Here is an 11,136-nt window from a genome sequence, read left to right as displayed (position 1 = left end):
CGCCCTTCCCGGCCCCGTTCACCTCACTAGTCGGCACTCGCTCGCCCTCGGACTCGGCGCGGTCGCGCTCTGCGTGGGCGGGGTCGGTGATCTGGGCCCGGCGATGGCCCTACCGATGATCAGCCTGCTGGGCCTGACCTGCTCGGCGCTGCTCGAGCGACGCTGGGCGCCACGGGTTCACCTGGTGACCGCCCTGACGGTCCAGGTGTGCACTGCGGCGATCGTCTTCGTCACCGTCGCGGTCCTCACCACCGGCATCGCGATCGACCCGACGGCCCGGTTGGCGGGTTCGCTCGCGTGGCTGGTGGTCCCGGCCGGGCTCGGGGGTTACGGGGCGTACATCCTCGCCCTGCGCACCCTCGGCGCCACGCGCACGAGCATGCTGCTCTACCTCACCCCTCCGGTATCGGCGATCTGGGCGTGGGCGATGCTCGGGGACCGTATCGGGGCACCACAGGTCATCGCGATGGGGCTGGGGATCGTGGCGGTCCTGCTCACGTCGAAGTCCGGCAGCGGCGGCCGGTCGGTCGCCGACTCTCCGACCAGCCCGGGCGTCGTCCCGGACACCCCTGGCGTGGTCCCGGGCCGGGATACTCCGCGGCCGGACCGGCCACGACCTCCAGCGCACTCACATGCCGGCGGCGGGGCGGCCCCCGGACGTCTCCCCTAGGTGCCGCAGAACGTGACGTGGGGGGAGGCGTCGGGCGGGGCCGGACTGGCGTACCGCTCCAGTCCGGGACGTTCGGTGTAGGGATCGGTGACGACGACGAGGAGTTCGGTGAACGGCCCGAGGTCTCCCGCCGTGGCCGCGTCCAGGGCCTCCTCCACCAGGTGGTTACGCGGGATGTACACGGGATTGGCGGTCTCCATCACCTCGACCGAGGGACCCAGAGCACGCCACCTCGCCAGCCACCCGTCGGCCAGTTCCCCCACCAGCCCGCGTACCGGCGAGGTGTCGCCCGCCGCGGCCGGGATGAGCGCGCGGAAGAACGACGTGTAGTCGACGCGGGTCGCGGTGAGCAGCCGCGAGAGTTCCTCCAGTAGCGGCTCGGCCGCCTCCGACCCGGCGTCGTCGCCCGACCCGGCCGCCTCGCCCGAACCGCCCGGTCGGCCCAGCGCAGCGGGAAGTCCCAGCTTGGTGCGCATCCCCGCGGTCCAGGCCTCCTGGTAGCGGGCGGGGAACGTCCCCAGTGAGGCTGTCAGCGCCTCGACGGCCGCGTTCTCGTCGTCGTCGACCAACGGGATCAGGGTCTCGGCGAACCTCGCCAGGTTCCACTGCAGGATGGGCGGCTGGTTGCCGTAGGCGTAACGGCCCTGGGTGTCGATCGAGCTGAACACCGTGGCGGGGTCGAACTGCTCCATGAACGCACACGGGCCGTAGTCGATGGTCTCGCCGGAGATCGTGGTGTTGTCCGTGTTCATGACCCCGTGGATGAACCCCAGCAGCATCCACTGCGCCACCAGGGAGGCCTGGGCGTCGAGGACGGCGGCGAACAGCGCGAGGTACGGGTTCTCCGCGTCGGCCGCCTGCGGGTAGTGGCGCGCGATGGCGTGGTCGGCGAGTCTGCGCACCAGCTCGACGTCGCCGGTGGAGCGGGCGAACTGGAAGGTGCCCACCCGCAGGTGGCTGGCCGCCACACGGGCGAGCACGGCGCCCGGCAACGGTTGCTCGCGGTACACGGCCGCCCCGGTTCCGACCACCGCCAGCGCCCGCGTGGTGGGCACACCCAGAGCGTGCATGGCCTCGCTGATGAGGTACTCCCGGAGCATCGGCCCGACCGCTGCCAGACCGTCGCCACCACGGGCGAACGGCGTGCGGCCGGAGCCCTTGAGGTGCAGGTCGCGACCGTCCGGTAGCTCGCCCATCAACAGGGCCCGTCCGTCGCCCAGTCGCGGGGAGTAGCCACCGAACTGGTGTCCCGCGTACGCCTGCGCGACCGGGGTGGCGCCGGAGGGGACGTGGGTTCCGGTCAGCAGGCCCAGGCCCTCGTCTCCCCGGAGGTAGGCCGGGTCGATGCCCAGCTCGGCGGCCAGCGGCTCGTTGAGGGCGAGCAGGCGCGGCGTCGGCGCCTCGGCCGCCTTCCATTGCACCCCGAGATCGGGGAAGTCGCGGGCGAAGCCATCGGTGAGCCGTACGCCGGGCCGCTCCTGGGAAGTCATGCCGTCAACGGTACGTCTCCGTCGCGGGGTGCCCCGGCCGGCCGCGTAGGTTCTCCGCGTCGGCACCGAGACGCCCGAGATCCGCGCGCAATGCCGCGATGTCCGCCGACAGCCGGCTGACCTGAGCTTGCGTGGCCGCCTGGTTGGCCTCGTCCACCTCGCTGACCCGGTCCACGATCCACGAGGCGAGAGTGGCCGTGACGACACCCAGCAGGGCGATCCCCGCGAGCATCAGACCAGCCGCGATCACCCGGCCCATCGGGGTCACCGGTGCGATATCGCCGTACCCGACGGTGGTGACCGTGACCACCGACCACCACAGCGCCTCACCGTAGGTCTCGATCGATGAGCCCGGCGCCCCGCGCTCGGCGTCCAGCATCGCCAGGGACGACACGACGAGCAGGACCGACGTCGACCCCGCGGCGTATGCGATGACCTGGCCGCGCACGGCCGTCCCCGCCGAGCGGTGCATGACGCTCAGCAGCATCACCAGGCGGAGAAGGCGCAGTGGCCGGAGCATCGGCAGCGCGATCACCACCACCTCGTACCAGTGCGTGAACAGCCACCGGCCCCGTGGCTTCGCCAACACCAGGCGCACCACGAAGTCCACCGCGAAGAGAACCCAGGTCCCCACGATCACGACCTCGGTGGCAACGCCCCCCGCGCCGACCGGGTTCACCAGGACCGAGACCGCGTAGGCGATGAGGAAGGCCAGGGCTGCCCCGATCAACGGCCATTCCGTCAGTTCCGCCCACCGTTTTTCCGTCACCGTTCGATGATGACCGATCCGCGGCGCCCACGGCGGACGAAGTGACGGCACGGTTACCGATCAGCCGATCAGGTTCTCTCCGGCGAGAACAGGGCGTACATTCCAGACAATCGGGGACTCGACCCGTCGATCGGCAGATGTAGAGCGACGAGTCGACGTCCACGCCATGCGTCACCGACCGGAACCGAGGTTGCACCATGACGGCCAATGCGGTGGGCTTCGCGCTACTCATACTCGGGTTGGCGCTGCTGATCGGGAAGATCATCCGCGTCAAGGTGGGGATAGTCCAGTCACTGTTCCTGCCCAGCTCGATCGTCGCCGGGGCCCTGCTGCTCCTGTTGGGACCAGAGGTGCTGGGCCGGTTCGGGGGGCCGTGGGGAGAGAACGGCCTGTTCACCGAGCCGATGGTCGAGGTGTGGTCCTCGTTGCCGGGGCTCCTCATCAGCGTCATCTTCGCCACCATGTTCCTCGGACAGAAGCTGCCGACCGCGAAGCGGGCCGTGAAGCTGGTGGGCCCCCAGCTCTCGCTCGGCGTGTCCCTCGCCTCCGGGCAGTACGTCGTGGGTCTGCTCCTCGCGGCCCTCATCCTGGTGCCGACCCTGGCGGCCGCGCCGATGACCGGCGCGCTCATCGAGATCGGGTTCGAGGGCGGCCACGGCACCGCCGCCGGCATGCGCCCGGTCTTCGACGAGCTGGGCTTCGGCGAGGGCGCCGACCTCGCCGTCGGATTGGCCACCGTGGGCATCGTGGGCGGGATCGTGATCGGCATCGCGTTGATCAACTGGGCCGTGCGCACCGGGAAGACGGAGATCATCACCGGGAGCGCCAAGATGTCCATCGAGGAGCAGAAGGGCCTCTTCCGCGAGGACGAGTACTACTCCGCCGGCAAGATGACCTCCCGCCCGTCCTCCGTCGAGCCGCTCTCGCTGCACATCGCGATCGTCACGGTGGCGATCCTCGTGGGGCTCGCGATCCTGGAGGGTCTGCGCTGGATCGAGCAGGCGACCTACGCGTCGGTCATGCTCGACGAGAACACCCCGTTGGAGATCTTCGCCTACGTCCCCCTCTTCCCCATCGCCCTCCTCGGCGGCGTGATCGTGCAGTACGTCGCCACCAAGGCCGGGTTCGCCCACGTGATCGACGCCCAGATCATGCTGCGGATCCAGGGCTGGGCGCTCGACTTCCTCATCGTCGCCGCCATCGCCACACTGTCCCTGCAGGCCATCGGCGAGAACATCGGCGTCTTCGTCATCCTCGCGGTCGCGGGAATCGTGTTCAACGTCGCCGTCTTCCTCCTGCTGGCCCCGCGGATCATCGGTCGCTACTGGTTCGAGCGCGGCATCGGGGACTTCGGACAGTCCATGGGCGTCACCGCGACGGGCCTCATCCTGATGCGCGTGGTCGACCCGCAGGCCGAGAGCCCCGCCTTCGAGGCGTTCGGATACAAGCAGCTGGTCTTCGAGCCGTTCTTCGGCGGTGGACTCATCACGGCCATGGCCGTGCCGATCATCTTCCTCACCGGAGTGTGGCCGCTGTTCTTCGTGATGCTGGCGGTCTTTCTCGTGGCCGTGCTTTCCGGATTGTTCTACTTCCGGCCCAGGGAGATGAGGGACCGGGCGGAGTGGGAGAAGGAGAAGTCCGGCGCCGAGGAACCCGCGCGCGAATAGGCCCTCGACTCGTCAGCCCCGTGGCCGCAACCCGGCCATCGCCCTCACGTCGGACACTAGGATTAAGGAAACCCCACTTCCGGACCGACCCCAGGAGGACCCATGCGGAAGAAGTCGTGGAGCGAGCTGTCCGATGGTCAGAAGGCCACGATCCTGACACTGATGTCCGTGCAGGTGTCGCTGGCGGTCACGGCGTGGACCGATCTGGCGTTCCGGCCCGCCGAACAGGTGCGTGGAAGCAAGGCCAGGTGGGCTGCCATCATCGCGGTCAACTTCATCGGACCCGCCCTCTACTTCGTGCGGGGGCGGCGGAGATGACCACCCGGGGACGGGCGGGGCTCGCCGCCGGTGTCCTCCTCGTCGTCGTCCTGACCCTCGGCGCGTGCGCCGCGGGACCCAACGTCGACGTCTCCCCGGAGGGCCTCGGTTTCTGGTGGGGGCTCTGGCACGGGCTCATCCTCCCGGTGACCTTCATCATCTCCCTGTTCACCGACACCGTGACCATCTACGAGGTGGGCAACAACGGCAACTGGTACAACTTCGGATTCGTCCTAGGAATCGCGTTGTTCTCCGGCCCCGCGATGGCGGGCTCCCGCCGCCGTTGACACCCGGCACCTCCGGGGGAACCATCGCGCCCGCGCGACCGGATCCGGCCCGGCACCCGAACCGCGGTCGACGGTGCGGCCGCGGTCGCGCATGATCTCGTCCAGTCGCCCTTCGTCCAGGCCGGACCATTCGACGTAGTCGTCCCACTCGCGCCCGGTCATGACACGGAGAGACCGGAGAGCAGGACGAGCCGCGTCCCCACCGGGTCCACCACCCGGGGCGGTCTGGCTCCGTTCTCGTCGACGATCACGCTCGGCGGGGTACCGATCACTTTCTCTCCTAGGGTCGCGGCGACTGCGATCTCGTGAACGCTAGTTCACCTAGGCCGCGATACGGCCGCCGCGCACGCCAATTCACCTGGGTGAAATGGCACGTGAATCGCCAGCTCGAAGCCGATTGCAAAGGCTTCTCCACGCCCCGACCCCGCCCGGAATCGGAGTTGAACGAGCAACCTGCTTCTCGCGGATGGCCGCGGTCGGGCGCTCAGAGCAGACCGAGCCTCCGGGCCTCCTCGACCGCTGCGCCCCGGGACCGGGCGCCGAGCTTGCGGTACACGGACCGGAGTTGCGACTTGACCGTGTTCACGCTGACGAAGTGCCGGTCGGCGATCGCGGAGATGGACTCACCGGTCTCGAGACTTCGGAGGATCGCGTGCTCGCGCTCGGTGACCTCGGTCGCCGTATGCGGCGACGAGGGGGCGTCGGAGCCGGTCCGGTGGGCGGACACCGGGAGTTCAGGGCCCAACCTCGCCAGCTTCGCGATCGTCTCGCGGGGCAGCGTGGTGAACGGGCGGACCAGTCCGGTGAGCGCGGACGTGGTGACGGCGCGCTCCAGGTACCGCACCGCCTCCTCCCGCGCGGAGAGTCCGAGCGACGCGGTGGCGCCGACCAGGGACAGCTCGACGGAGTCCCGCTGGGTCACGCGGAGATCCCCGTGATGGCGCCTGACGATCTCCAACGCCCCCTCGTGATCGCCCTCGTACACCCTGATGCGGGCCCGGGCCGGCGCGGTGAGCGGATGGGACGAGGCACCGACCAGCTCGGTGGCCGCGTCCGACCCACCCAGCGCCAGGTGGAGGTCCGCACGGACCGCGTCGAGTAGTGGCCCCACCACCGCGCCATGTCCACACAACCCCGGGAACCGCGCCATATGGTGTTCGACGTACCTGAGCCCGTCGGCGGCGGTGCCGGTGCTCAGGGCGATCTGGCCGTACACGTAGAGCGCGAGACCCCACAGCTCCTCGCGGTCCGCCGGGGCTCCCAGGTCGGTGATCAGACCGATGGCAGACTCGGTATCCAGGCGGTCGAGTCGGGACAGCGCCGCCCCGATCATCCCGGCGGGCCGGACCACGAGCTCCGAGTCGCGCGGCAGTTGCGGGTGCTGCCGTTCTGCATCCCACCAGGTACCGGCGTCCGCCGGGTGCCCCAGGAGGGCGTGCGTCAAGGTGAGCTTGCCGGCCGCGTCCCGCTCGATGAAGGTGCCGGTTCCGAGCCGGTGGGCCCGGCGGAACATCCGTGTGGCGTCGTCGAACCGACCGACCAGGAGCAGGGTCAGGCCCAGGTGGAGGAAGACGAACGCGGGGCCGTCCCGTTCCGCCCGGGTCGACGTTTCGACATCGGGGACCGGTATCCGGCTGAGTCGGCTGTGCTCCGATGCGGCCGCCTCGAAGCGGCCGTCCATGCGCAGCGAGAGCATCCGCATCAGCCGCGCGGCATCGTCGGACTCGTCCAACTGGTCGGAGAACGTCGCGATGTCGGGTGCCGGCGCCGGACTGTCCTTCGGTGCGGAGAACTGACCGTGCATCCTCCGCAACGTGGCGAACAGTGGTTCGCTCTCCAGGACGTCGGCGGGTATGCGCCTGAGATCCCCGTCCATCTGCAGGAAGTTCGTCGTGTAGAGGGTCTTCCAGTGCTCGCGCAGGATCTCGCGTACGCGGTCCCAGTGCTCGGCGTCGATCGCGAGGACGAACGCGGCGTGCGGGTCGCCGTGCCGGAGCCAGTGGTTCGCCAGCGCGAGCCGGGTCTCGCGGAGATCGTCCGGGATCTCGGTCGCCGCCAGACGGAGGATCGATGCCCTGACCGGATCCGGGTAGGCCCAGGTGGGCTCGGATTCCTCGGTATCCCGGACGACGAGGCCGAGCTGTTCCACCGCGGCGAGCCGGTCGGCCATCGCGCCCGGCCTCACGGCCGGCCCCTCGGCGACCCCGTCGATCGCGACCGTGGCAGCCGCCGGCGTCAGCGGCGTGGCCACCGCTGTCCGGAAGATCTCCTCGCGGCGGCCGGCCAGCGCGGGATCACCGGCCAGGACCCGGAGGAGGACGCGGTCGATCCCGGCGCGGATCCGGTCGATCGGGTCCCCTCGGGTCGAGGCGTTGCCCGACAGCGCGGTCAGGGCGGCTTCCACGAGACCGGCGAGCCGTCCGGTCTCGGCGGCGAGCGACCCCAGCGGGATCCGGTTGAGAGTGCGGACGCCCGCGAACTCGAGCGCGGCGGCGAGCTCGGTATCCGTGAGCATGAGGTCCGCCGGGGTCACGAGCACCCTGTCCGCGGGCATTCCGGGCGATCGGTGCCACTGGATCGCGGTGCGCGTGGTGGCGAGGACACGGATTCCGTCCGGTGGCGCCTGCAGGAGGAGATCGCGGACGTGCCCCTCCGGATCACCGGAGAGGTGGAGGTCGTCGAGAATCACGGTGAGGGGGCCGGGCCAGCATCGGACCAGGTCCCTCACCTCCTGGTAGGGATCACCCGACGGCTCGACGGGACCACCGGCCGACCCGGCCTCCGGGACCGCGCGGCCGACGGGGCCCTGCGCCGATCGGAGTGAGGTCACGACCGACTGCCAGTAGCGATCCCCGGTGAGGTCCGGGGCGGGGTCGATGATCCCGACCGTGGATCCACCGGATGAGGAGCCGTCGGACAGCCACTGCGCCAGCAGGGTGGTCTTGCCCGAGAACCGGGGGCCGTGGACCACCACCAGGCGGTCAGGTCCCGAGAGCATGTCCATCACTCGTGCACGCGGGGGGACCCCCGAGGCCGGGTGACGCGGGGAAAATGCGGCGAAGCCGGGGCCGGGGTCGGGTTTGGGCTTGGAGCCGCGAAGGGCCTCGCTCGACATCAGCCCCCCACTCCTGTTCTCGCAACCGGCATTACACGGCGGTCGAAGACGACCCTCGCCTGTCCGGCGGGGTTCGTCAAGGCATTCCGTGGGGCTCGGATGATGCGGTGGTGCTCCCTGCGGACGATCGCCCCGACATGGACAGGGTTCCCCGGAAGGCCGACCCCGTCCACGAGGACGGCCCGGGCCACCGGACGAGATCGCCGAGGGAACCTGGTGGGCCGTCGGCGGCCTGCTCGTGGGCGCGCTGGTCGCGGGACTCGCCGGCGGTGCCGGAGCACGCACCGCCCGGGCGTCGCGCGCCGAGCACACCGTGACGAGGCGCCGGTCACGAAGCTGAGCATTCCCTTACCTACGCCCCCGGCCGAGCGCATAATTGACCCGTCCACCACCGGCGTCGCCTCTCCGACCCCGGCGGTTCCAGCACGCGCGCCGCCCACGGGAGCACCATGAGCACCGATCAGATCACCGAGAAGACCGACGACCCCGGCGAGCCGTCCCCGCTCGCCACCGTGACCGGTGCGGTCGCACGCGCCGCCCGCCGACTCCCGGTCACCGCGATCGTGCTGGCGGCACTGCTCGTGACCGGGGTGGTGTTCGAGACGCTGTGGCGTTCCGCCCCTGACGCCCCGTGGTTCGAGGGCGTGGCCTACGGCGTCCCCGCGCTCGAGGGCGGCCGCTGGTGGACCGTGTTCGCCGGCCCGTGGTTCGGGATGACCCCTCTCCAGCACGTGTCGCTCCTCGTGCTGGTGGCGGTGGGGATCGGGGTGGGCGAGTGGCGACTGGGGTCGGCGCGGACGGCCCTGGTCGCGATCGGTGGCCAGCTGATCGGCGTGCTGGGGGCGTTCGGCGTCCTCGTCCCCGGTGACGCGGTGGGCTGGGAGTGGGCCACCGAGCTGTCCGTGGTGCTCGACGTGGGGTGCTCGACCGCGGTGATCGCCGTGCTGGCCGCCACCACGGCCACGCTGGTGTCACCGTGGCGACTGCGCGCACGGGCCCTGCTCTACGGCTATGTGATCGTGTCGTTCCTGTTCCTCGGGCGCCTGTCCGACCTCACGCACCTCATCGCCTTCGCGGTGTTCCTGCTGGTGGGCGAGCGGTTCTTCTCCCGCACCGAGCGGGGACTGCGGCCCCGCACGCGGCGCGAGACCAGGCTGGTCGTCTCGGCCGGGATGTGGTTCCTCGCCGCGGTGCACGTGGTGGTCTACTTCGTCCCCGCGGAGGGCCCCCTCGGCCCGACCGAGGCCGACGACGTGAACCTGGCCGGCATGCTCCTGTCCGTCCTGGTCGCCGCGGTGACCGCCGAGCTGCTCCGCCGCGGCTACCGGGTGGCGTGGCTCGTCGCCCTCGTGTACGCGCTCCTCACGGCGGTGGCGACCCTCGTCGTCACCGTCCTGGTCGTGACCGCGGATTTCGAGAGCCTCGGTGCCGTCACCGCGGGTACGGGCCTGCTGTGGACGGGCGAGGCCGTCCTGCTCATCGCCGGCCGGGGCGCGTTCGGGGTCCGGATCCGGCGACGGGTCACCGGCTCCTCGGTCCACTCGGACGAGGTGATCGACCGCGTCCGCGCGCTCATCCGCAGGCATGGCGGCAGCACCATGTCGTGGATGATCACGTGGCAGCCGATGAACTACTTCTTCGGGCCCGGAGCACGGGCCGGTGGGGGCCCCGACGGGGAACCGGACGCCGTCGACACGAGCGCGCCGGCCGCCGGCGTGGTGGGTTACCGCCTGCACGTCGGCACCGTCATCGCGCTGGCGGATCCGGTGGCCGCACCCGCCGACCGCGCCCGGCTGCTGACCGAGTTCGTGGACTTCGCCGAGGCGCAGGCCGCGGTGCCGTGCCTGTTCTCGGTGTCGGCCGAGACCGCCGACACCATGCGCGCGCACGGCTGGCGGGCGCTGCAGATCGCCGAGGACACCATCATGGACCTGCCCGATCTGGCGTTCGGCGGCAAGAAGTGGCAGAAGATCCGCAGCGCCATGAACAAGGCGGAGAAGAACGGCACGAGTTTCGTCTCGGGCCTGCTTCGGGAGCAGCCGTCCGCGATCCTGGGGCAGGTCCGCCAGATCTCCGAGCAGTGGGTCGGGGACAAGGAACTGCCCGAGATGGGCTTCACCCTCGGCACGGTCGAGGAGGCTCTCGACGACGACGTCCGCATCGCCCTGGCCGTGGACTCGGGCGGGGTGGTCCAGGCCGCGCTCTCCTGGCTGCCCGTCTACCGCGGCGGAGCCGAGGGCGGCGTGCGGGGCTGGACACTGGACGTGATGCGCAAGCGCAACGGGCCCGGCGCGAACAACATGATCGAGTTCCTCATCGCCCGGTCCGCGCTCGAGTTCAAGGACGAGGGGGCCGATTTCGTCTCGTTGTCCGGTGCCCCGTTGGCGCGGAGTGGCGACGACGACGAGGTGGCCACCCTCGACAGGGGTCTGGACCTGCTCGGTCAGGCGCTCGAGCCGTACTACGGGTTCCGTTCGCTCCACCAGTTCAAAGCCAAGTTCAATCCGCGGATCGAGCCCGTGTACCTGTGCTTCCGCGACGAGGCCGACCTGCCGCGGATCGGGGTGGCGATCGGCCGGGCGTACCTGCCGGGTGCGACGACCCGCCAGCTCGCCGCGCTGGCCCGGTCGGGGAAGTCGGAGACCATCGACGCCTGAGGCCTCCGCCCCCGAGCTGCGGCATCCGCTCCCGCGCTGCGGCATCCGCACCGGAGCTGCGGCATCCGCTCCCGCGCCTGCCCGGCCAGAACGCCGCCGCCCCTGGGGATGAACGCTCGCGCGAGCCGCGGCGCACGCGCGAGTCCATCGCCGGAGGCGGCTG

Annotated in this window: 8 protein-coding genes; 5 read left to right on the top strand and 3 right to left on the bottom strand. The window is 70.7% G+C overall.

The annotated features are described in order from the left end of the window. A partial coding sequence (locus tag G6031_RS00325; protein WP_182652073.1) for a DMT family transporter occupies positions 1 to 670 on the top strand: 670 nt, incomplete at its 5' end. On the opposite strand, the gene G6031_RS00320 is transcribed toward G6031_RS00325, so the two are convergent. Together G6031_RS00320 and G6031_RS00315 are read right to left on the bottom strand one after the other, a co-directional pair. Continuing rightward, positions 667 to 2,160: a protein adenylyltransferase SelO gene (locus tag G6031_RS00320; protein ID WP_182639054.1), complete on the bottom strand. Its 1,494-nt coding sequence runs from the start codon at positions 2,158 to 2,160 to the stop codon at positions 667 to 669. The two genes, G6031_RS00325 and G6031_RS00320, sit on opposite strands and share 4 nt — an antisense overlap. A 4-nt stretch (positions 2,161 to 2,164) precedes the next feature. Continuing rightward, positions 2,165 to 2,929 (bottom strand): two pore domain potassium channel family protein, encoded by a 765-nt coding sequence (locus G6031_RS00315; RefSeq protein ID WP_182639052.1) that lies wholly within the window; start codon positions 2,927 to 2,929, stop codon positions 2,165 to 2,167. Between the two features lie 197 nt (positions 2,930 to 3,126). Between G6031_RS00315 and G6031_RS00310 the strand changes: the two genes are divergently transcribed. The 3 genes from G6031_RS00310 (at position 3,127) to G6031_RS00300 (ending at position 5,201) form a co-directional block, all read left to right on the top strand. After that, a complete protein-coding gene (locus G6031_RS00310; RefSeq protein ID WP_182639050.1) occupies positions 3,127 to 4,596 on the top strand; it encodes a sodium:glutamate symporter in 1,470 nt (489 codons plus the stop codon). Positions 4,597 to 4,698: 102 nt separating this feature from the next. After that, a complete protein-coding gene (locus tag G6031_RS00305; RefSeq protein WP_179523808.1) occupies positions 4,699 to 4,914 on the top strand; it encodes a PLDc N-terminal domain-containing protein in 216 nt (71 codons plus the stop codon). Then, positions 4,911 to 5,201, top strand: a complete 291-nt coding sequence (locus G6031_RS00300) for a hypothetical protein (RefSeq protein WP_017838311.1) — start codon at positions 4,911 to 4,913, stop codon at positions 5,199 to 5,201. The genes G6031_RS00305 and G6031_RS00300 overlap by 4 nt, the downstream gene beginning before the upstream one ends. 484 nt (positions 5,202 to 5,685) lie before the next feature. On the opposite strand, the gene G6031_RS00295 is transcribed toward G6031_RS00300, so the two are convergent. Then, a complete protein-coding gene (locus tag G6031_RS00295) occupies positions 5,686 to 8,199 on the bottom strand; it encodes a LuxR C-terminal-related transcriptional regulator (RefSeq protein WP_182652072.1) in 2,514 nt (837 codons plus the stop codon). A gap of 566 nt (positions 8,200 to 8,765) precedes the next feature. On the opposite strand from G6031_RS00295, the gene G6031_RS00290 reads away from it, so the two are divergent. After that, positions 8,766 to 10,973 (top strand): DUF2156 domain-containing protein, encoded by a 2,208-nt coding sequence (locus G6031_RS00290; RefSeq protein WP_182652071.1) that lies wholly within the window; start codon positions 8,766 to 8,768, stop codon positions 10,971 to 10,973. The last annotated feature ends 163 nt before the right edge of the window (positions 10,974 to 11,136 follow it).

The sequence above is a fragment of the Dietzia sp. CQ4 genome (assembly GCF_014145125.1).
Taxonomy (GTDB): Bacteria; Actinomycetota; Actinomycetes; order Mycobacteriales; family Mycobacteriaceae; genus Dietzia; species Dietzia natronolimnaea.
This window is presented reverse-complemented; position numbering and strand designations above follow the sequence as displayed.